Source organism: Lactobacillus gallinarum DSM 10532 = JCM 2011, assembly GCF_001434975.1.
In the GTDB taxonomy this organism is placed as follows: domain Bacteria; phylum Bacillota; class Bacilli; order Lactobacillales; family Lactobacillaceae; genus Lactobacillus; species Lactobacillus gallinarum.
The window spans coordinates 15,864-38,542 of the sequence record NZ_AZEL01000020.1 but is presented as its reverse complement, the minus strand read 5'-3'; the positions used below and the strand labels follow the sequence as shown (position 1 = coordinate 38,542).

At 36.4% G+C, this 22,679-nt stretch carries 21 protein-coding genes; 16 read left to right on the top strand and 5 right to left on the bottom strand.

Annotation, left to right across the window (positions count from 1 at the left end; all coding sequences use genetic code 11):
- Positions 1-128: 128 nt before the first annotated feature.
- Positions 129-1,034 carry a peptidylprolyl isomerase gene (locus tag FC37_RS03435; RefSeq protein WP_025006259.1) on the bottom strand — a complete coding sequence of 302 codons (906 nt, stop codon included), beginning with the start codon at positions 1,032-1,034 and terminating at the stop codon, positions 129-131.
- A gap of 262 nt (positions 1,035-1,296) precedes the next feature.
- Between FC37_RS03435 and FC37_RS03430 the strand changes: the two genes are divergently transcribed.
- The 4 genes from FC37_RS03430 (at position 1,297) to FC37_RS03415 (ending at position 9,434) form a co-directional block, all read left to right on the top strand.
- Complete coding sequence (locus tag FC37_RS03430; protein WP_056945486.1) at positions 1,297-7,332, top strand: S8 family serine peptidase; 6,036 nt, start codon at positions 1,297-1,299, stop codon at positions 7,330-7,332.
- 324 nt (positions 7,333-7,656) lie between these two features.
- On the top strand, positions 7,657-8,706 hold the full coding sequence (locus FC37_RS03425) for an IS30 family transposase (RefSeq protein ID WP_025006258.1): 1,050 nt from the start codon (positions 7,657-7,659) through the stop codon (positions 8,704-8,706).
- Between the two features lie 64 nt (positions 8,707-8,770).
- Entirely contained in the window at positions 8,771-9,028 is a 258-nt protein-coding gene (locus FC37_RS03420) for a type II toxin-antitoxin system MqsR family toxin (protein WP_025006257.1), read from the top strand.
- Positions 9,029-9,041: 13 nt separating this feature from the next.
- Positions 9,042-9,434: a type II TA system antitoxin MqsA family protein gene (locus tag FC37_RS03415; protein ID WP_025006256.1), complete on the top strand. Its 393-nt coding sequence runs from the start codon at positions 9,042-9,044 to the stop codon at positions 9,432-9,434.
- Positions 9,435-9,489: 55 nt separating this feature from the next.
- Here FC37_RS03415 and FC37_RS03410 read toward each other — a convergent pair whose 3' ends face one another.
- The gene (locus FC37_RS03410) at positions 9,490-10,077 is read right to left on the bottom strand and encodes a hypothetical protein (protein ID WP_025006255.1); all 588 of its coding nucleotides are present in this window, start codon (positions 10,075-10,077) and stop codon (positions 9,490-9,492) included.
- A gap of 187 nt (positions 10,078-10,264) precedes the next feature.
- Between FC37_RS03410 and FC37_RS03405 the strand changes: the two genes are divergently transcribed.
- From FC37_RS03405 to FC37_RS03395, 3 genes are all read left to right on the top strand, one after another.
- Complete coding sequence (locus FC37_RS03405; protein WP_025006254.1) at positions 10,265-11,710, top strand: APC family permease; 1,446 nt, start codon at positions 10,265-10,267, stop codon at positions 11,708-11,710.
- 76 nt (positions 11,711-11,786) lie between these two features.
- Complete coding sequence (locus FC37_RS03400; protein ID WP_025006253.1) at positions 11,787-12,416, top strand: zinc metalloprotease; 630 nt, start codon at positions 11,787-11,789, stop codon at positions 12,414-12,416.
- 50 nt (positions 12,417-12,466) lie between these two features.
- Positions 12,467-12,910 (top strand): hypothetical protein, encoded by a 444-nt coding sequence (locus tag FC37_RS03395; RefSeq protein WP_025006252.1) that lies wholly within the window; start codon positions 12,467-12,469, stop codon positions 12,908-12,910.
- A 48-nt stretch (positions 12,911-12,958) separates the two neighbouring features.
- Here the strand turns inward: FC37_RS03395 and FC37_RS03390 are convergent, their stop codons facing one another.
- Entirely contained in the window at positions 12,959-14,071 is a 1,113-nt protein-coding gene (locus FC37_RS03390; protein WP_056945485.1) for a glycosyltransferase, read from the bottom strand.
- Between the two features lie 67 nt (positions 14,072-14,138).
- Here FC37_RS03390 and FC37_RS03385 point away from each other — a divergent pair, with 67 nt between their 5' ends.
- Together FC37_RS03385 and FC37_RS03380 are read left to right on the top strand one after the other, a co-directional pair.
- On the top strand, positions 14,139-14,999 hold the full coding sequence (locus FC37_RS03385) for a lysophospholipid acyltransferase family protein (RefSeq protein ID WP_013437825.1): 861 nt from the start codon (positions 14,139-14,141) through the stop codon (positions 14,997-14,999).
- A 124-nt stretch (positions 15,000-15,123) separates the two neighbouring features.
- Positions 15,124-15,684, top strand: a complete 561-nt coding sequence (locus tag FC37_RS03380) for a YSIRK-type signal peptide-containing protein (protein ID WP_025006251.1) — start codon at positions 15,124-15,126, stop codon at positions 15,682-15,684.
- Positions 15,685-15,713: 29 nt separating this feature from the next.
- On the opposite strand, the gene FC37_RS10225 is transcribed toward FC37_RS03380, so the two are convergent.
- The gene (locus tag FC37_RS10225) at positions 15,714-16,022 is read right to left on the bottom strand and encodes a hypothetical protein (RefSeq protein ID WP_156400652.1); all 309 of its coding nucleotides are present in this window, start codon (positions 16,020-16,022) and stop codon (positions 15,714-15,716) included.
- 4 nt (positions 16,023-16,026) lie between these two features.
- Between FC37_RS10225 and FC37_RS03375 the strand changes: the two genes are divergently transcribed.
- Positions 16,027-16,209: an LPXTG cell wall anchor domain-containing protein gene (locus tag FC37_RS03375; RefSeq protein WP_025006250.1), complete on the top strand. Its 183-nt coding sequence runs from the start codon at positions 16,027-16,029 to the stop codon at positions 16,207-16,209.
- A 64-nt stretch (positions 16,210-16,273) separates the two neighbouring features.
- On the opposite strand, the gene FC37_RS03370 is transcribed toward FC37_RS03375, so the two are convergent.
- Positions 16,274-17,206: a 2-dehydropantoate 2-reductase gene (locus FC37_RS03370; RefSeq protein ID WP_025006249.1), complete on the bottom strand. Its 933-nt coding sequence runs from the start codon at positions 17,204-17,206 to the stop codon at positions 16,274-16,276.
- 133 nt (positions 17,207-17,339) lie between these two features.
- Here FC37_RS03370 and FC37_RS03365 point away from each other — a divergent pair, with 133 nt between their 5' ends.
- From FC37_RS03365 to FC37_RS03340, 6 genes are all read left to right on the top strand, one after another.
- Positions 17,340-17,984, top strand: a complete 645-nt coding sequence (locus FC37_RS03365; RefSeq protein WP_056945484.1) for a nitroreductase family protein — start codon at positions 17,340-17,342, stop codon at positions 17,982-17,984.
- A 56-nt stretch (positions 17,985-18,040) separates the two neighbouring features.
- Positions 18,041-18,571, top strand: a complete 531-nt coding sequence (locus FC37_RS03360; protein ID WP_025006248.1) for a hypothetical protein — start codon at positions 18,041-18,043, stop codon at positions 18,569-18,571.
- Positions 18,572-18,677: 106 nt separating this feature from the next.
- Complete coding sequence (locus FC37_RS03355; RefSeq protein ID WP_236697263.1) at positions 18,678-19,700, top strand: hypothetical protein; 1,023 nt, start codon at positions 18,678-18,680, stop codon at positions 19,698-19,700.
- A gap of 1 nt (position 19,701) precedes the next feature.
- Positions 19,702-20,277 (top strand): AAA family ATPase, encoded by a 576-nt coding sequence (locus FC37_RS03350; RefSeq protein WP_025006246.1) that lies wholly within the window; start codon positions 19,702-19,704, stop codon positions 20,275-20,277.
- A 102-nt stretch (positions 20,278-20,379) separates the two neighbouring features.
- Positions 20,380-20,955, top strand: coding sequence for a hypothetical protein (locus tag FC37_RS03345; RefSeq protein ID WP_236697262.1), 576 nt, complete (start codon positions 20,380-20,382; stop codon positions 20,953-20,955).
- 19 nt (positions 20,956-20,974) lie between these two features.
- Positions 20,975-22,408, top strand: a complete 1,434-nt coding sequence (locus FC37_RS03340) for a fibronectin type III domain-containing protein (protein WP_236697261.1) — start codon at positions 20,975-20,977, stop codon at positions 22,406-22,408.
- The last annotated feature ends 271 nt before the right edge of the window (positions 22,409-22,679 follow it).

Below are 22,679 nucleotides of genomic sequence, written 5' to 3'. Positions count from 1 at the left end.
TAATCCAATTATTAAATTATAGTTGACTTCTATCAACACGATTTGACAGAGAGCCAAATAAGTAGACATTAAGTAAAAATCAGCAATCAAAAAGACCTAATATCGTAATTGGTACTAGGTCTTTTATGTTAATTTATTGCGGATTTAGTTGATCCCTTGTATTGATCAAGTGCGGATTCTAGATCTTTATCTTTGATTTGAACTTTCTGATCTTTAAGCGTCTGACTAATGACGTTTTTCATAACAGTTGGGTTGGTAGCCCACTTATCATAAAGATTGTTGATTAAATCTTGTTTGTTCTCTTCAAAGCTTCCCTTAGATGGATGCTTAATCATTTTAATAATTTCATAACCATTAGTAGTTTTAACTGGAGTGGTTGTATATTCACCATTCTTTAATTTATAAGCGGCCTCTTTGAAACTGGAATCCAGTTGTTTATTGTCTTTGTTGAATGCTGAAATTTTTCCGCCATTACTGCTAGAAGAACTATCGACTGAATACTTTTGGGCTAAACTTGCAAAGCTTGTGCCATTGTTTAACTTTTGAATCACCGTATTGGCTGTATTTTTATCGGTAGTTAAAATGTGTTGGACAGTAACAGAAGGTGAATAAGTCTTCCATTCTTTTTTCAATTGTTTATTAGTTGGTTTGATTTGTGCTTTTAAGGCAATCTTACTAAGAAGATTGATTTTGATCATTCTTCTAAATGAAGTAGTGGTGTAACCGTTCTGCGACAAAAAAGATGCGAATTGGTCACCATAACGTTCTTTGTAATTATTGTATTCTTGATTAACTGCTTTAGAACTGAGTTTCTTTCCATATTGTTCATTTAAAGCATCATAGATTAATAAATTAGCTAAAATAGTTTTGCTGCTAAGAGAAGTTTTAATTGCTTTGTAAAATTCCTCTTGGGTAACTTTTTTATTCTTTCCATATTGGGCAACTTCAGTATTATTTGATTTTGAGCAGCCGGTAAGGTTTAAGGCAAGTAAGAAAGCTGAAGAAGTCAAAAAAACTTTTACTGGTTGGTTCATAAATTTACCTCCAAATCACCATGGTATTAATAAATCATATTAAAGCATATTATAAATTTAATATCAACTTAATATTAATCATAAATCTCACAATATAAGACATGATAGGATCAACTTTATTTAGAAATTAACAAAATAAAAGCTTGTAATTTTAGAATTGTGTTAATATAATATCTAATAAAAATTAATTAATTTAATCAAAACTTAAATATTATTAATTTTTATGTAATTTATTCTTAATCAAGATGGGGAGGATCATCTTATGGAGAGAAGTAAATATGTAGGCACTCTTTTATGTGCAACAGCTTTATCCTGTATTCCTGCATTCACCACTGCAGAGAATAATGTAAAAGCTAGTGTAGAAAGTCAAATTAAATCTAGTAAAAAAGCAGCTGCTTCAGTTAAAACTACTACAACTGGAGTAACTCAAAAGGCAATTGAAGCACAACTTGCCGCTAAAGGTGTAGTATTTAAACATTTAACACCTAAGCAAAAGCAAGATGTCTATGTTGATGTAATTATTCAATTAAAATCCGCACCTGCTGCGACTAACGGCAGTATTAAGGCAAATGCAAGCAGTGCTGAGATTGAACAAGCTTCTAAGCAAGTAATTGCTTCTCAATCTGCAGTTAAAGACAAAGTAAAAGCTATCACCAAACAAGCAATTGGTAAGAGTTATGGTTACGTTGTGAATGGATTTGCAACTAAAGCTAAGGTTAAAGATATTCAGAAGTTGAGAAAATTACCTGGAGTTAAATCAGTTACTTTAGCTAGAGTATATTATGCTAATGATTCGTCTGCTGATAATATGGCCAATGTTTCAATTGTCTGGAACAACTATAAATATAAGGGTCAAGGTACAGTCGTTTCAATTATTGATACAGGGATTGATCCTAATCATAAGGACTTGCGTCTAAGTGATGATAAGCAAGCAAAGCTATCTCAAAAAGACGTTGCCGACTTCACCAAGACGGCAGGCTATGGTCGTTACTTTACTGATAAAGTTCCTTATGGTCACAACTATGCTGATAATAATGAAAATATTACTGATGATGATCCTAGTGAACAGCACGGGATGCACGTAGCTGGTATTGTAGCTGCAAACGGGACTTCCAATAATGCTACATCTGTGGTTGGTGTTGCACCTGAAGCACAATTGCTAGCAATGAAAGCTTTCTCTAACTCAGATAGTTCAGCAACTACTGACTCAACTAGTATCATTGGGGCAATTGATGACTCTGCTAAGTTGCATGCAGATGTCTTGAATATGTCTTTGGGTTCTACTTCAGGTGAACAAACCGAAGATGACCCAGAAGTTGCTGCCGTTGATCGTGCTACTAAGGAAGGGACTGCCGCAGTAATTTCCGCTGGTAATGCAGGTACTACTAATTCAGAAACAGAGGGTAATAATAAAGCTTACTATGGCAACCCTGATATGGAAACAGTGGGCACTCCCGGTACAGCTAGAACTGCAACTACTGTATCTTCCGCTGAAAATGATAAAGTCACTGCGGACGGAATTACTGTTAAATCTGCTGATGGTAAGATTACTATTTTGGGCCCAGAAACTACCCAACTTTCTGATGGTACAGATAAGACTTTCTTTAACAATAAACAGTTCTATGTCGTTAAAGGTAAGGATGGTAAATTAGGTGTAGGGTCTGCTGATCAATATACGTCTGACGTTAAGGGTAAAATTGCAATTGTAAAACGTGGTGATCTGACCTTTACAGATAAGCAAAAATTCGCAGAAAAAGCCGGAGCCGCAGGTTTGATTATTATTAATAATCAAGCAGGTCCACTGACTAGTGTGCAATATGATGCGGGCTTTCCAACTGCAGGATTGTCTGACACTGCTGGTGCTGCTTTAGTTAAATATGTTGAAGAACATCCTAATGAAGTATTAAAGGTCAATATTGAAGTTCAACCTTTGGCTAATACGACAACTAAATCTGATCTGATGTCAAGCTTTACTTCATATGGTCCCGTATCTAATTTGGCCTTTAAGCCTGATATTTCTGCACCTGGTGGTAATATTTGGTCAACTCAAAATAATAATGGCTATACCAATATGTCAGGAACTTCAATGGCTTCTCCATTTATTGCCGGAACTCAAGCTTTAGTTAAACAAGCAATGAGTGATAAGAAGGGTACCTTCTATAATCTCTATCAAAAGATGAGTGCTAGTGAAAAGACTGCTTTTATTAAGAATATTGAAATGAATACAGCAAGTATTGAGCCTGATGTCAGTCATGAAAATGTAATTGTTTCACCTCGGCGGCAAGGTGCTGGTTTTATTAATGCTCAAGCAGCTATTGACGCAATAGCTAAGAATCCTTCAACAGTTGCTGCTGGTAATAATTATCCAGCCGTTGAATTAAAAGATTTCAAAGAAAATACTAAGACGTTTACCGTTAAATTCACTAACCGAACTAATAAGCCACTTACTTATAAGCTAGCTAATAATGGTAAAGATTCGGACGTTTACACTTCTGCTACTGATGAAAATGCAGTCTTATACGATAAGAAGATTGATGGAGCATCGGTTAAGGTAAATGGATCGATTGAAGTACCCGCTAATTCGACTAAAGAAGTTTCATTGACTTTAACAGTGCCGAATGGTTTTAAAGAAAATCAATATGTTGAGGGCTTTTTGACATTTAAGTCATCAGATGATAAGTCGCAGTTAAGATTGCCTTATATGGGCTTTTATGGTGATTGGGCAAGTAATGATATACCAATTTTCGCTAAATTAAATGACAAGAATGTCTTTCATCCTGACCAAGGTATTATGGGTACTACTGTAACAGTAGGTAACGATTCTGATAATACTAATCCAGGTCTTAGTATGGATGAGATGGGTCAGTACAGTGTTGATTTGTCTAAGTTTGCGATTTCTACTGCAAAAGACAGTCAATTTAAGTGGATTAAGCCAACTTACTACTTGTATAGAAATGCTAATAATGTAAAGATTCAAATCTTGAACAACAAGGGTGAGGTAATTAATACTTTAGCTACCTTGGCTAATGTAACGAAGACATATTACTATGCTCAAGGCCAAACATATACTTACTTTGATAGTGCACCATCTTGGGATGGAACTTACTTTGATCAGCAAAAGGGTGAAAAAGTTAGTGTTCCAGAAGGTAGTTATGTGTATAGAATTGTAGCTACAGTAGATGGAACAAATAAACAACAACATTATGATATTCCTGTCAAGGTAGATAATACAAAACCAGTAGTAAGAAACTTAAAGCTTGTTTCTACCAATACTAAAGATGCCGAAGGAAAAGAACAAACTAAATATGTTTTAACCGCAGAAGTTAAGGATGAACTTAGTGGATTGTCTGGGGATGCGAATGTTTCAGTCAATGGTATTTTTAGTCAAGTTCAATATGATACTACAGTTAAAGCAGGTAAAGATGGCTTTAAACAAGTTATGATTAATCTAACTGATGCACAAGCTAAGTCTTTAGCTGCGGGTAAAAATGATTATTCGGTAGCCTTATTTGATAATGCATCTAACGCAGGTACTACTTCAGGCGAGGGCAATAAGCCAGGCGAAAGCACCTATGGATTAGTTCTTGACAATGGTGGTTTGCCTGGAAAGATTAGTTCTAAGACAGATAATTATGACGCTAAAAGTGGTAATTATACAGTAACAGGGACGTATCCTGCTCAACTTTATGGAACTTACACTGATAAGGATCATAAGACGCACGACCTAACCGTTAAGTATGACAAGACTACTAATAGTTTTGAAACTAATATTCCAGTAGCTAAAGCCGATTACAAGATGGCAGTTAAGTTCTATGCTGATGAAGATCATAAGACTCCGATTGAACAGAAGAATATTACAGTTAGCTTGGTTCCTGCTAAGGTAGAAAGCTTAGCCGTTGATGGAACAGAGAGTTATGATGGTAAGACTGCTAAATTGGCCCAAACATCAGAAGGTTCTGTTAAATTAACTGGTAAAGTAAGTGCTGATACTGAGAGCATTGAAATCAAGAATGGTGATCAAAAAGTACCTGCTAAGCTAGCAGCTGATCATACCTTTAGTGCTGAAGTGCCGGTAGAATATGGTGAGAACGACATTACTATAGTTACAGCTGATGCTGATGGTAATGAATCTACTGTTACCCAAAAAGTTAAGTCTAGTGACCGGGGCAAGATCACTGTTGCTAGTGGGGATGTCACCTTTGATAATGACATAGGATGGGGCACTACTAATGTTAATGCTAAGACTAAGAATTACGATCCAAAGACTGGCAAGTTAACTATTACTGGTAAAGTTAGGAGACCAACCACTACTTTGCAAATTGATGGTAAGGGTGTAAAGATTAATCCTGACCAAACGTTTAAGTTAACTTTAGACATTGGTAAACATGGCGCTAAGGTCTTTTCAGCTCTTGTAGGGGATTCAACAGTTAGAGAAACTAGTCAAGAAAGATTGAGCTTCTACGTAGATGCTAATGCTCCAGCTTTGAATCTTAATGGAAAAGATACCGTTTATACTAACAAAGATAAATTTACTATTAGTGGGACTGTTAGCGATGATTATAAGTTCTATGACTTAGCAATTAATGACAATGATGTTGAATCTAATTGGTCAGATGTCGATTATCATAGTACTGATGGTGTTAAGAAAGGCTTTAAGCATGAAGTTGAATTGAAGCCAGGTAAGAATGTCTTTGAAGTTAAGGTTACTGATGTTCAAGGTAATTCTAGCAAGCAAGCTGTAACAGTTTACTATGAACCAGCTAAGACTTTGGATAATCCTGTAATTAAGCAGGTTACGGCGAAAGATGGCGAATCAAGTACTATCACAGCAAAGACTCAAGTAAAAGATGCTAAAGTCGAGTATAGTACCGACAATGGTAAGACGTTTAAGCCCGTTCCTACTGATGGAGTTAAGGTTACCAAGAATGAAACAGTGAAGTTTAAGGCTGTTGATAAATATGGTAATGAATCTAAGATTGTTTCTGTTGAAGTAACAAGTCTAAATGAAAAGCCAACTAAGCCTGAAGTTGATAAAGATAAGGACTTGAAACAGGCAAAGGAAGAATTAAGCGAACAAGTTAACAAGAAGGTAAATTTGACCCAGTACACTACTTCTTCTAAGTCTGCATATGAACAGGCCTTAAAGCAAGCTAAGGATGTATTAACCAAGGAAAATGCTACATTAGCAGAAGTTCAGCAAGCAGCTAAAGCTTTAACTGAAGCTGAACAAAAGTTGACTACTACAACTCCACAAAAAGATGAAACTTTAACTAAGACTAAAAATGATTTGCAAGCCAAAGTTAGCGCAGCAGAAAAGAAGGATCTTGATAAATACACAGATGCTTCTAAGGCAATGTTTACTAGTGCTTTGAAAGTAGCTTATGCGGTACTTGATAATAAGGATGCAAATGTAGATGATGTTAAGAATACTTCTACTCTTCTTGATACAGCAGAAAAAGCATTAGCATTAAAGACAGAAAAACCAGCTCAATCAGCAGACAACACTTTAGCAGCTGAAAAGCAAAAGTTAAGTGCTGAATTAGTTCAAGCTAAGAAGCATGACTTGACTAAGTATACTTCTAAATCTAGTGCAGCCTTAATCGCAGCTATTACAGCAACTGAGAAGGTTTTAAACGATAGAAACAGCAAGGTTGATTTAGTTGAGACAATGGAGAAGGTACTTGATACTTTGTCTAAGAACTTGGTTGTAGCTCCTAAAATTCCAGATAAACCAATTCAACCAATTCAACCAGTTATTCCAACAGTACCTGAAGTAAATCAAGAACCAACTTCAAATCCTCAATCAACCCCAGCAACTCCGTTTACAAATAATGACTCCGATAAAAAAGAAGATACTGATAAAGAAAAGTCTCATACACCGGCTGAAATAGGTGAGAAGACTACAGTAATGTATAAGTCAGTTCTTTATACCAAAGATCTTGAAAAGACGGATAAAATTGTTTCAGGTTATGAAAAATTGAACCTGGTCACCGATGAGAATGGTAAACTTAAAGTTTACACAATCAAGGGACAACATTTCTATAAAGTTGTTGATACCGATGAGTATGTACGTGTAAGAAATGTTACTGGTACAAAAGTTACCTTGAAGAGAAACTCATTTGTTTATAAGTCAAATGGTAAACGTGTATCACGGAAACTCTTAAAGAAGGGCACCAAAGTTACTGTATATGGTGGCAAATACAAAGCTATTAAGCATTACCGCAAAACAGCGTACAGAATCGGTCATAATATGTATGTAAAGAGCGTGAATATTAAAAAATTTAAACCAGTTGAATAATTAAAATGGCTCTTTGTCAAACCCTGTTGATAGAGAGTAAATGAATAGAATCAAGCAACCATTAAAAGGCTGTTTGATTCTTTTTCTTTAATATCAAGATCAAATTTAATACAATTATTAAAAGAGGGCATAGAAACACACCTTTATTTATAAAATGTTTAGTAGGATAGATTTTTTATTATAGGGGACTATGTCCTCCTTTTTTATGCAAAAAAACTGTCGCCGATTGTAAAATTAAATTGAACACTTGATAGAAAATAAAAAGTCCATTTGGACCTGTTTGATAGAATGTTAATAACCACAAAAACATCTATGGAGGTCAAAATGGACTCACTACATTCTATCACGGACAAGCGTAAAAAAGGAACACATCTATCACTTGAAGAGCGGGTTATTATTCAAACTCGTTTGAAAGATCATTGTTCTTTGCGTTCCATCGCTCGAGAAATTGGCTGTTCCCCTAGTACAATTCACTATAAGATCAAACGAGGGGCTGTTAAGCTGTATCACGGTAAAGTTAAACGTTATAAAGCCCAACAAGGTCAGAGTGTTTATCAAAATAATCGTCGATACTGTGGACGCAAATCGGATTTTCTTAAGAAGCATAAGTTTATTGATTACGTCCAACAGCACTTTTTTGAAGATGGCTGGTCGCTCGACGCCTGCAGTAATCGCTGCACTGCTGTAGGGGAATTTCCCAGCAACGATATTGTCTGCACCAGGACGCTTTATAATTATGTCGATCAAGGCTTGTTAAACATCCATAACTATGATTTGCCAGAGAAACTCAAGCGCAATACCAAAATTCATCGCATTCGTAAAAATAAGAAGAAGCTAGGCTGCAGTATTGAACAACGACCACGGGAAGTTAATAAGCGTGATGTGTTTGGGCATTGGAAATGTGATCTTGTTTTAGGCCATAAGACCAAGGACGACGAAGTGCTGCTAACTTTGTCTGAACGCATGAGCCGTGAGTTCCTAATTATTAAAATCCCAGATAAAACAGCTGCCAGTGTAATGAATGCCTTTAAAAGTCTGCGCAAGCAATACAGCGAGCATTGGAACGATATCTTTAAAACTATTACGACTGATAATGGTTCTGAATTTGCGGATCTATCTCAGCTGGAAGATATTTCCAAATCACTAGTTTATTATGCTCATACATATACTTCTTGTGATAAAGGCACTGTAGAGAGGTATAATGGCCTTATTCGCAGATTCATTCCTAAAGGTGACTATATTCATAACTACTCTCTCCAACAAATCATTGACATTGAAACTTGGTGCAATTCATTGCCAAGAAAGATCTTGGCTTATCATACACCAGATGAAATCTTTGAAAGAGAATTAGATCGCATCTATCAAGCAGCCTAAACAAAAGTGTTCAAGTTATTATTGCAATTTACGATAAAGAATTTGCTCTAAAAATCTAAAAAGATTGGTAAGAGAGGATAAATTTGTACTCATTCATCGTCGTGCTAAGCATGCTAGGACGGTTTCTAATGAAGCAGCAAAAATTATTGTTGCTCAATTAACAATAGATAATTTTGTAAAAGTGTCTGAAGATAGATCGTTTCCCGGAGAATATTTGTGGATTTATGAAACAGATATGGGAATTACGTATTATATTAAATGCAAATTCTCTTCAGATCTAAATATGGTAAAGTTTATCTCATTTAATCAAGCTTTATATTAAGGAGTGATATAGTATGAACGAAACTTATGTAAAAAATCATACCAACACTTTTGAAATTAAGGGGGAAAATATAGAAATAACAACCCCAGCTCGTTTTGATAGTAAAACAAACAAAATCATTGATGATATGGAGTTAGATAATCAAGCCGTAAAGATGGCACAGGAGAAATATCGTAAAAAGTATAATTATGTCGGTCCAAAAGATATAAAGGCTTTACGTCAAAAATGGAATTTAACACAAAAACAATTAGCCAACATTATTGGCTGGAGTCCATCAACTATAGCTTTATATGAAGTTGGCGAAATTCCTACAAAAAGTAATAATCGTTTGTTAAAGGTTTTGATCAAAGATCCGCAAGCAATGAAAGACTTCATTACGGAAAGCGAAGAACAAGAAGAATTGTAAAAGAAATAAAAAATCAGCAGTTACCTTAACATTTGAAGCTAACTGCTGATTTTTTCTATTGTTTTATTTTTGAAAAATCGTATTTACGATATTTAAGTGCAACCTTTTTATCCTTAAAAGCTACGCCATTAACAGTATTATGATTAGTACCATAGCTCATGAATAAACATGATTGACCTTTAAACTGTCCCAATTTGTATACCATGTCAACGGTGTCTAAAAATCCACGTTCCTTTAAAACACCATTGTCCGTTGAAATCATTACTGCATTACCAGCATATTCTTTATTTTGTTTCTCTGAGTTATGATCAAGCTTCAAGTTAGGATCAGTCTTTTGATAAGTAACATAGCCATTGAATGTATGAGTCGTAATGACTAATTTGGTGGCCTTTTTACTGTATGGGTCAGCACGATACCATGTGCCGCGATATTGACTAGGCACAGTGGTTAATTTAAAGCCTTTATATTTTTTATGTAAATCAATCTTAGGCGTAGCAATCTGGTATTGTTTCTTGTGAGAACTAGAATGCTTTTCTGTCTTAGAACTTGTTTCATTATGGGTTATTTCATGCTTTACAGGTGCGCATCCCGTAATCATTAAACCAGTTAATAAAATGGCAGAAGTAAATAATAGTTTTTTCATAATGAGATTATTCTAATTGGAATTTGTATCGTTTTCAATAGGTTTATTTTTTTATATACCTAGATAGACTATACTTATTAATGAGAATAGGGAGAAAATTATGGATGAAGAAATAGGGAAACATTTAAATAATTCACCGCCCAAACCTATGAAATAATTGTTTCTAGTTCATAGGGGAGGAAATTTTTTGGATTCTTTTGACACTACGCATAAGCGTAAACTAATTTCTTGGCCAGTATTGGCTTTGATGGATTTTGTTACCGTTATTGGTTTCGATGACATTATCTATAACTTTAAAAAACAAGGTTTGGCAACCATTTCAGAGTGGGTTATCATGCTTGCTTTGTACGTTGTCCCATACGAAATGATGGTCGGACAGTTAGGTTCAACTTTTTCTGATACAACTGGTGGCTTAACTTCCTGGATTCGTCATACTTCTGGCGATAAAATGGGTTACTTCATGGCCTGGGCTGGCTGGGTTTGTGCTCTGCCATATCTAGTCGATGTTGCGAACTCAACTGTTGTTTCATTTGGTTGGCTTTTTGCCGGCAATAACTCTTATGAAGATAAAATGAACAACTGGACATTTGCTTTGCTTACTGCAGTTGTCTTCATCATCTTTATCTTCTTCCAGCACCGTTTTGCGAACTCATTGCAGATTCTATCAGTCATTGGTGGTGGGGCAATGTTCATCATTACGGTTTTGTACATCATCATGACTTTTGCATATTTAGGCAAGGGTGGTCATATTGAAACTCAACCATTCAACTGGCGTTCAATTTTCCCAACCTTTGATACTAAGTTCTTCACTTCATTAGGTTTGTTCATTTTTGCGATGGATGGTGCGGAATTCGTTGCACCATACGTTACTGAATTGAAAAATGGTGCGCGTGACTTTCCTAAGGCAATGATTATGTTGGCTGTTATGACTGGATTCTTGACGGTCTTTGGTTCATTTGCTTTGGGTGTCTTCTTCAACGCGCACCACTTGCCAGATGACTTGAAGATGAACGGTTCCTACTATGCATTTGAGGCAATGGGTAAGGACTTCGGTTTAGGTAAATTCTTCTTGTACTTGTTCATTGTGACGCAGGCGCTTTATATGATTGCACAATTAGCAATGTTAGTTGATGGAATGTCACGTGAATTCTTATCAGATACTGCGAAAAAATATTTACCTAAGGGTTTGACTAAGAAGGATAAAAACGGTTTACCAATTCATGGATATTGGCTAACAACCTTACTTTGTTCTTTTATCATGTTCTCTTCAGCAACGTTGCCTAACATTAATTCTATTTTTAATCAGTTGTTAAACTTGAACGGTATTATCGACCCATTTACTACTTCATTTATTTTCTGGGCTTTCATTAAGATTCGTGAGGATGAAAAGAAGTACCATGCTGAATATGTTTATATCAAGAACAGACGCATGTCATTAATCATGGGTTGGTGGTGCTTCTTACTAACCTTGGTAGCTGCATTTGGTTCAATTTTCCAGGTCGATGCTCCAACTGGATCGACTGAGTATTATCAGACAATTTTCTTGAATGTCTTTGAATCCTTTGTCTTGTTAGGTTTAGGTTTGTTTTTTCCTTTAATCGCAAGATGGCAAAGAAATCACGAAAATGCTTAGTAGATTTTTATTGAATAGAAAAGAAAATGTGCTTTAATTTGTACTAAAGCACATTTTTTGTTTTGGAGGGATAGATATGAAAAAGAAATTTTTAATCAAAGCCGCTGCAGCTGTAATGTTGTTGACACCAGTGACTGGAAGTTTTGTTATTGGAAATACTAATACTGTTTTAGCAAAAAATAAGACTTTAAAGGTTAAGGATATCAAGAAGCCAGTTAGAACCGTCTATCTTAAGATGAAGCCTAAGAATTTTTTATATCAAACAATGAAGCAGGCGATGAAAGCTTGGAACAATACTGGTGCATTTACTTTTAAGCAGGTTAAACGACAGAGGGATGCCAACATCATTGTGACTGATATTAAGAGAAAGGACATTCCAATGCCTGGGATCGCATTTGTTAAAGATGATGTCTTGCATATCGGTCGCAAAGCTAGCAAGTTGAATCCAGTGATTAACCTTAATCCAGCATTTTTGAATAAGTCATATGTGAGAAAACAATTGAAAGACAGTGGAATTCCGGCAGATCAAACCGATCTTGCTTTTAGTAGATGGACATTAGCAATCTGTGAACATGAATTAGGTCATGCCATTGGATTGAAGCACTATAAGGGAGCAAAGCCATCAGTGATGAAAGAAAATCCAGGTGTGCCAATTCAACCAGTTGACGTGCAAAATGTACGCAAATTGTATCATCTTGGTCAATAGCCGACATTTTTGTATAATGGACTTATCTTGTAAAGAAAGCAGATTTGATAATGTTAAAAGACGAAAAGAAATTTGATGAGTTAGGTCAAAAGTTGTTCATGAAGGGTGTGTTGCAAAACTTCGAACAAAAGCATGGCCCAATCAAAGGCAGAATGATGGTTACTGAAGGCAAGATCCCACCTGAAATGCTTTCTAAGTTGCAACCAGAGTTGATGAAGAATCCTAAGTGGATCGTGGTTGAAGGCAGTTTTGACCTTTCTAACTATACAATTGGCATGGTTGTTGGCCTTAACCCAATTAGACCAATATCTGAAGGTTGGTTAACTCCACAATTGAATCATCCAGGTATTAAGCCAACGCAAAATTGGCAAGAATTCTTTATGGGAAAGGTTATGGAGAATATGGACGAAAATGGTAAGATCGACTTGCCATTGTACAGTTGGATCTCAGACAAGAGCGATTTAACCTTGACTGATAAGGAACGAGAAAAATAAGAGAGACAAAAAGCTTGGTTAGTGTGATGCTAATCAAGCTTTTTGATTTTATTTTAAAGTCAAACCTTCCAAATTACCCAAGGCAATCTTAGCTGATCTTTTAACGCTCAAAGTTTTGCCATAATCGCGGTATCTTTGCTGCATTTCTTTTAACTCTAGGGGATGCTCGAACCAGTAATCAATCTTTTCAGCTAAGGCTGTACTATCACCAGCAGGGAAACGATTGTTGTCAGTCAAAGCATAGCTAACAGTAGAAGACAAGGGACTGTCGGCAATTACAGGTACGCAGCCACTAGCAAAGGCCTCCATGCAAGCCATGCCTTCAATCTCGACATCAGCGCAGTGCACGACCAGGTCGGCTTGAGACATAATCTTTCTCAAATCAACTGGTGCAAAATAGTGCATGATTGGTTTCTTAGGGAGCTGATTTGCCAACTTTTCATATTCTTTTTCTAGAGGACCTTGACCAGCAAAAATAAGGCGAATTTCTGGGGCATGTTTAGCTAGTTGCATTGCTTTGAATAAAGTTTGTTGCTGTTTTTCATGCGAAAAGCGTCCAATACACAAAATGGTGAAGGGATGCCCGACTTCTTCTTTGTGTGGATTTTGAATAAACTTTTCACTAATTCCATTTGAGACCACAAAAAGCTTTTGCTTGAAGTGATGTTGTCTTAACCATTTTGCTACCTTAGGTGTAGGAACCTGCAAGGCATCACAATTTCTGAATGACTTGACCTTGAAGAAAGTCATAAAGCACCAGTTGCCAAATTTATTGTCCAAGATCGGCACGGAAGCAGTGATGTTTTGCGGATAAATGTGAAAGGTTCCGGTCACTGGTTTAGCCTGTTTTTTAGCAAGCTTTGTTGCTCGCCAGGAAACAGGAAAAGGTGTTTCAACTTGAACAATATCTGCCCAGCTGATCGCTTTTTTTAATGTTTTGTTGATTGGCTTGGCAAAATGGAACCCCTGCTTTTTAATCAAGCCGTAGATAATAGGAATGTAAATTTTTAGTTCAGGCACAGAGTAATCGGCATCTTTTCCAGTAGAAAGGATACGAACCTCTTGGCCCATTTTCTTGTATTCGTGAGCAAATTGTTGCGTCGAGATGCTCATACCATTACTTTGATTGAAATAATCGTCAATTACAATTAAGATTTTCATGATTTTCCCTAAGTGTGTTAATAGAAGAATTTCGCTATAATATAACCAATAGATATGGAGATAAAAAATGATCTTGGGTTTTCATAGGCGACAAGTTATTGCTAATATTAAAAGAAATGTAGCTAAAAAGCAATTTAATAGCAAGGCTGAGCTGCACGATCCGGTGCTTGATCAAGAGCAGACGAATAATATTGTAAATAAATATTGGAAGTATACTTCATCAATCGGCTATCGCATGATCAATCCGGTTATTCGAGGTATTTTTGCTGCGGCGTCGCAGATTCTGACTGGACGTTGCCAGATTGAAGGGTTAGAGAATTTGCCTGATACACCGATGGCTTTTGTTACGGGTAATCACTACAACCAGTTTGATGTCTTGCTGATGAAAAAGTTGGCGATGAAGAAAAACAAGAGAATGTTTATCGTGGTGGAGGCGAGTAATCTAGCGATGCCGCATCTGATTGGCTGGGCGGTGCGAAATTTTGATTCTTTGCCAATTGATAAAGATATGCATTATTTGAGTCGCGTTTTTCCGAAAAAGTTGAAAGAGACACTTAAGAAACCATGTTGGGTGTTGATCTATCCTGAAGAGGAGTTGTGGTTTAATTATCGTAAGCCGCGTCCATTAAAAAAGGGTGCATATTACTATGCGGCAAAGTTGAATCAACCAATTATTTCGACTTTTACAGAAATTAGAGCGACTTCGAGACGTGAAGTGTTTCATCGTGATTTTTATAAGACGAGAAAGATCTTGCATGTGTTGCCGACAATCTACCCTAATTCTGATTTGAAGTTGTCAGAAAATGTGAATCGGATGTGGCGTAAGGATTATGAGCAAAAGAAGGCAGCTTATGAGAAGTGCTATGGTAAAAAGTTGACTGATGAATTTAGCTATGATGATATTGCTGGGTATGCACCGAAGAAGTAATGATACGTTAGGATATTTTGATCCTAGCGTATTTTTTAGTAAATTTTGAATAAAATAACAGCAATCAGAGCGTAATATAGTTGTCGGTGAAAGCGTATATATGAATAGATAAGAAGGCAACATCATGTTTGAAAACAATAACAGAGTGGATCGCTTCGCGATTCGTAAATTAACCGTTTGTGTAGCTAGTGTTTTAATCGATGTATGTTTTTTTAGAGGTAATGTGAATGTTGTTAGCGCTGATCCGATTGGTGGGGATGCGCAGACGGAGCAGTCGGTTAAAACAGAGAAACAAACAAAGCCTGTAGTAGAGGCAGGGACTGATGGAGGAACTGAGGCTGGTTCTGATAGGGATGTAGGTGCAGTAGTTGAGTCTGATAATTCAGGTGATGCCGAAGATGGTGCATCTAAAGGAAAAGGTTCGGATCATTTTGGGGATGCAAAGAAAGATGAGAATACTGCATCATCCGATGACAAACATCTAATTACTGATGGCAATAAGGCCAAAGAAAATGATGATGAAGCTAACGAAGACAAGAAGGAAGAACATGAGTCATCAGATAAGGGAGACTCCGGAGATAAACTAGCGGATAGTAAAATCATGGCTAGATTAGCTCGTGCCCCTAGGAGGGTGAAGGATCCTACTTTCCCTGAAAAATACATCTTGCATGATGGTTACAAGTGAATCACCGATTACATCTTCAAAGGTGGTAGTCAAAAGCCGGTAATCATCTTAGTTGACCCGTACGAACATAAAAAGGGTGATCCTTTAATTAACGACAAGCCAACGTTTGAGATATCAAAACCAGAAAAGAAGCCTGACGACAAACCAAAGACACCAGACAGGTCAAAGGTACCAGATAAGATAACTGTTCCTGATATCCCTGACGTTCCTGAACCAAATCCGGCTGTTGTAACTACAGATGAGCCTAAAGAACCAAAGGGCGAAAATGTAGATGAAACTTTAACCACTGGTGTAAAAGGCCAAGATGTAATCAAGACTAAGCAGAATAATCCAGTCAAACCAATGGCTCAAGACATAAAGCAGCCTAAGCAGCCAGTCGTTCAAAAAGTTTCCCTAAACAATCTAAAAGCAACTTTGCCTCAAACAGGTGAACGTAGCTCAATTTTGTTGAGCGTGCTCGGCAGATTAGTTGCATTAACTGGTTTGCTTTATCTTGATAAGGACAGAAAGAATAAGAAAGCTTAATAAACAAAAAGACGAGAAATACTAAAAAGAAATCTCGTCTTTTTTGATGCTCTTAAAATTTTTATTACTTAACGTTCAAAATATCTTCCTTAGCATGAATCAAACGCGTGATGAAAGCACAGTATGGAGTGGCAACACTATGCTTCAAGCCCTTGCGCCAAACGGCACCGTCAATATAGTCGATCTCAGTTGGACGCTTGTTTTGAACCAAATCCTGATGCATTGAAGGGTAGTGTGGCGTATCAAACAAACTTTCAACGTGTTCAATAACTTCTTTGCGATCTAAGTTGACGCCCTCGTATTGAGCAACATCCGCAAATTCTTGTACGATATTTCTAGTCAACTCGTCAGCTTCCTTAGTGTGACCAAATTGCTTGCAATCAGCATCAAGCAAAGCACAAAGAGCATTAACCACGCCGTTAACACAAGCTTTACGCCAGATAGAATACATGACGTTTTCACTGTAACTAGCATTCAAACCAGCATCAGTCAAAATCTTAACGATCTTTTGCGTCTCGTCTTTGCCTTTTGGATCAAGGCATTGGATTTCGACGTTACCATTGTCATTGGCGAAAGTAATGTGGCCAGGAGCCGTCATCATTGATGCCCACATCGTGACCCCCATAATGATGTGATCGCGAGTGACAAATCTCTCTAGCACATCTTCGTGACCTAAGCCATTAAGCAAGCAGAGCACATAAGTATCTTTGCTAATGATTGGCTTCAGACTGTTTAACATATTTTCTAGCTGCATTGACTTGGTAAAGACGATTAACAGATCAACGCTTTCATGTTGCTCATCGATTTCTTCAGGACGGTAAATTGGCATCTTTTCCGCAATTTCTTCGTCCTTAACTCTAGCGACCACGCCATTTTCACGGATAGCGGCAATGTTTCTGTCCCAAGTATCGATTAAAGTAACGTCATTTCCAGCCTTCTTTAAATGCCAGCCGAATTTTGAACCCATAGCTCCAGCTCCAGCAATTGCAATTTTCATAAATTTAGCCTCCTAAATAATTAGTAATCGCTTTCAGCATAAGCTGAAATAGATAAATTAGCAATTGAAAAGAATGCTATAAATAAGTTATTATTAAAGTATGTAAACGGTATCATATTTTTGGAGGCTTATTATGGCTATTATTAATAATGATTTTCATGATGTTTTAACTGGAAGACATTCTGTACGTAGATTTGATCCTTCAGTAAAAATTAGTCGTGAAGAAATGACCGAAATGCTTAAAGAAACCACCACGGCACCATCTGCATGCAACTTACAGGCTTGGAGATTTGTGGTTGTTGATACAGATAAAGGAAGAGAAAAACTGCATAAATATTTTATGAAGTTTAACTTCCCACAGATCGATAAAAGTTCGGCAATTGTTCTATTCTTTGGCAATACTTTGGCTTTTAAAAAGTATAGTAAATTATGGCATAGTATGTATGAAGCCAAAAAGGTAACTAAGGAAGCTATGGATGCGGCTTTAAATACTTTTATGCCTTTATATGAAAAAGCACCAAAGGAAATGTTAGTTGCTGATTCAATGGTTGATACTTCACTTGCTGCAATGCAGTTTATGTTGATAGCTCGTGAGCATGGCTATGATACTAATGCAATGGCCGGTTATGATTCAACTAAAGCTGCAGCCACAATGGGACTTGACCCTAAGCAGTATGTTCCGGTGATGGCAATTGCGGTTGGTAAGCATGATCCAAAGGCTGAGCCTGAGATTGCTACGACTAGATATCAAATTTCAGATTTAGTTGATTTTGATTAATTGCTTATAAAGAAACTTTTTTATGATGAAAAGACTAATAGTAGGAGGGATCTATTATGAGGAAGAGATATTTGTTTTTGATGTCATTAGTTGCATTTTTTAGCATTTTCTTTGTAGGGATGCAAAGTCAAAATGTTTGTGCAGCTAGTCAATATGGCATTGCTCGTAAATATACAACACCTAAGGCAACTCGGGGAACTTGGTACTATCGTGAAACTGACAAGTTCAGCAGTGATAAAAAGACCATTCATACTTTGAAAATTACTGCTCACACTGCTAACAAAGATAAGTTGTATGTACCTTCACAAAAATTCTTTAAGAAGAATGTATATAATGTTTCTTCAAAGAAGCGTAATGCTTTTATCAAGAAGGTTATGAAGAAGAATATTTATGCAGCTTATAACTTTAAGAAGGGCTTTAACGTTAACAATTGGGTTAACTTGGCTGGTGATGGTGTTTACTACATCCCTGTAACCAGAACTGTTAAAGGTAAAAAGGTGAAGGCTTTGAAGATTGCTACTGGTGCTGATCAACATGCCAGCGCTTATGCATTCAAGACCAAGGCTTTAGCTAAGGCTGCTAAGTAATAGAAATCTTATTTTAAAAAAGACATAGTCAGATTAAATCTGACTATGTCTTTTTAAATGCCTGATAAGTGGTAAAATGTCGTTGAATTGGAAAGTTGAGGATGAAATGAAAAAGATTGGGAAAATATCAGTAATTTTACTAGCTGGTCTAGCTTTAGCTGGCTGCAGTCAAAAGCCTAAGCAAAAGACTTCATCTAAAGGTAGTGCAACTATCAAAGTAACTAAGAACAAGAAACAACCTACAAAGATGGGACATTTGTCTGATCAAGATCTAAGTCCACAAAAAACAGTGGCGGTTATAGTGGCATATGCTGGTGATCGTTATTCTGGTAGTTGGAACAAGGCTTTGCTTGATGGTAAGCAAAACGGTATTGAAGTTGATTTAAAGAATCAGTCAAATTATTCATATATGAATGAGGGTAGCGGCGTAGCTTATATGGTATCGGCAGATGCTGGATATACTCTTAAGCAAGTGAATGGAGAAAATATTTATTATCTCTTTTCAAATGGTAAAAAATTAGGATCTATGACCATGAAGCAAATGGTTGATTATTTGAATAAACGTGACTCAGATAGTTTGGTAAATAGTTTAGCTCAAAATGCCAAGGTGAACGATGAGCGTTCGGATTCAGGCGATGATTTTTCAGATTCTGCTGGTAAAAAATCAAACTTACCAGGAGACGACGGATTGTTTAATGTGCCAACTGAATTTCAAGGTACTTGGTATACTTATAATGATGATAAAATGTCTATTATTAAAATAAGTCAAAACAAAATCAACGTTGATAATTACGTACAAGAATTGCATAAAGTAAAAGCTGGTTTTCTTGATAAATATACTTATGGTGATATGTCTGCATCATATCATAAAGCAACCAAAAATTGGGGAATGGCTGGTATGGGAAGTCGACGTGTTCATGGAATAAATTATATGAATGTCCGTGGTTGGATGCAGGAAGCAGGGGATGGAGACTTCTATGGTCTACATACTGAGAACGGTCAATCTGTTTTAGTACTTGCTCAAGGAGCCGGTCCATGGGTAAGTGGTGTTGCCTGGAAGACACCACAACTTGCTCAACAATATAAGCATAAGAAATTTAAGGATTTGTATTACCAAGATGACCAATAATATGAAAAGGATACCGTTAATCTTAATGTTGGGGCCACAAGCTTCAGGTAAATCTAGTTTCATTAAGATGAACGATTTGCAAAACTATACTATCTCAGCTGATGAGATTAGAATTCGTTTAAATGGAATTAATTCAAATAATGGGCATCCCCAAATCAACTTTGTGGGTCAAACTGAAAAAATCGTGTGGCAAATTTTTAATCAAATACTGCAAACACGGTTACAAAATGGCCTACCAACTATTGTCGATAATACAAATTTAGGCGGGCATGGATTTAATCCAATTAATGATATCTTGAAAAGAGTACCGAATAATTATCAAGTGTATGTGATCGATTGTTTTAAACCACTACTGGATGCCAATGATCCACTAAGTGAGGAATCATTAGCCCATGCGTTAAAAATTCTTGACCAACGCAATCGTGATCGAGAATATTCAGTGAATATGGATATTATTCAACGTTTTGTTGATTATTATGCTCACTTCGAAATACCAAATAAGGTAAAAGTGATTAGCTCTGCTGATCTGCAGAAAGTACAGGATTTGATTGATATAATTCTAAATTTTAATAGGTAAAAAATCTAACCTAAATTAAAGAGTCAGCATACTATGGAATGCTATAGTGTGCTGGCTTTTTGTTATAATAAATATAAGAAATACGTTAACAAGGAAGATAAAATGAAAACATTAACTTTACAGTATACAATTAGTCAAAAAGGTTGGACGGATTTAAGACAGAACGGCAAGATCAGCATTGATGAGCAATCATATTTACTTAATGCGATTCGTACACAAGATCAATATTTCAAGAATATCTATCTTGAACAATATCTGTTGCAAAAGATTATTAAGGATACGTTACCAGAAGCAAAGAAGCCTATTTTGGCTAAAAAAATACCAATCTCTTGTACACCATTTCCAGAACATGTAACCGAAATGCCGGATGCCGGTGAAATCTTGTTGGAACTTGAAGTTCCAGAGAATGAGGTTGTATCAGTTGATTATCGTACTTGGCTTTATTTAGCTAGCGAAGTAAACAAGACAGTTGAAAAGTACAATAGCATGAAAGATATGAATACAATCTTGAAGTTGCCTGAAAAGGAATTAAAGATTGATAAGATGATGCGAGTTCAATTGCTTGATGTGTTAAATCCAGCTAAGACAATGAACTTTATCCCTGAACTCAAGTTAGATCAAGTCAAGAAGGCTTATCAGTCGGCTGATGGTCAACTTGAAGAACTTGAGGATTATTAAGCAGAAGAAGGTTAAAACTATGAAGAGGAGAGGCTATTTAATTGGTGCAGTAGCTGCTGGTGCATTGCTATTTAGTTTGAATACTAACGTTCAAGCTGCAACAGTACCAATTTCTGATAATGCAACCAGCTATGTGAGAAAAGGCAATCAATACCGTTTCTATTTCAAAGCACCAACCAGATTAACTGTTGCCACTAAGGCAAAATATAAGATCCTTAATACTTCAAATTGGGAATGCATCCCTTATAAGGGTAAAAACAAGAATATCAAGGTCTTCTATTTGCGTTCTGGTCATTACAATTTGACTACTAAATCTGGTAAAAATGTAAAGATTGAGACTAGCGCTACACGGATTACCAAGATCAGAAATAAGCTGGAGACTTTCTCTCATAAAACTTATCCGTTAGAAACGCGTTTTACCTCAGCTATCCCAATAAAAATAGGACAGACGGTTACTGGTATGACTGATATGTATCATACTGAAAAGCTGAATACGATGAATAGATATAAATTCACGCTGGATAAAGACCAAAAGGTAACGATGAATATGTCTGTTCAGCCGGTGTATGAGAATAGTCGGTCAAATATTTTTAACAATAATGACATTCAAATAGTGCAGGACACAGACTATGGTTATGCGTTAAATCCATGGAAAACCAAAGGAACCTTAAAAAATGGAAAATATTCCTGGAATTTAGAGAAAGGGACTTATTATCTAGAAAAAGGTTCTGCTCGTGGTCGTTTCAGTTTTAAGTTGACTAGCGAAGATACGAATGCTCTTCCAAGTACGCCTAAGGTGACTAAGGTTAACTCAACTGAAGATGGAATCAAGGTTGATTATACTAAAGCTGATAATGCGACTGGTTATGGAATTTATGGTTCTTCTCTAAGACGGTATAGATCAAATGATCCTTTGCTTGATGCCGCATCAATGATTGGACATAGTAATTTCACCCCTGACGGCAATTATCCTGATGTTTTAACTCAGACAATTTCAAAGAATAGACTGATTAACGGTGAAACTTACGATATTGCTGTTCGTGCGGTGAATGATGAAGAAGGTAGAAGCTTTAGCCCAGTTTCAGCAAATCAAAAGTTTACTTACTATATTCCTTTAAAGGGCAGTCATGAGAAACCAAAGACGCCAACGCTTAAGGTTAGCTATTATAATGACCATGGTTCAGATGAACCATATATCAACATTGAATGGGACGTTAACCCAGAAGCTGATAGCTATGAGATTCAGTATAGATTGAAAGGTAGCAGTAAGTGGGCAACCTTCTTTAGCAAAGCTAGAAGCGGCGATATAGTAGATGATCCAACGAATGATTTTGGACAAGACTTTAAGAAGGATCAAGTTTACGAAGTTCGCGTTCGTGCACTTCACAGTAATTTGATCAGTGACTGGTCCGAGGTTAAAACAGCATGCGTTGATGTTACGCCGAATAGGTAGAAAATAGTTAAAAATGTCTTTTGATTGGGTTATTTTGACTTAGTCAAGAGACTTTTTTATAGCAAAATAGAAAGCGCATACATAAATTTATCCTCTATAATATAAGTAAACAGATTGAGTAGGAGGTAATAGCATGTTCTTTGCCTCCTTAAGTTTATGAGCTAAGAATAGCCGAAAAATGGAAGCTAAGAAAGATGCTTCAGTTTTTTACGCTTACGAGCATTCCAGAGAGGGATGCTTTTTATTTTTCAGTAATCGTAATTACAGTAAT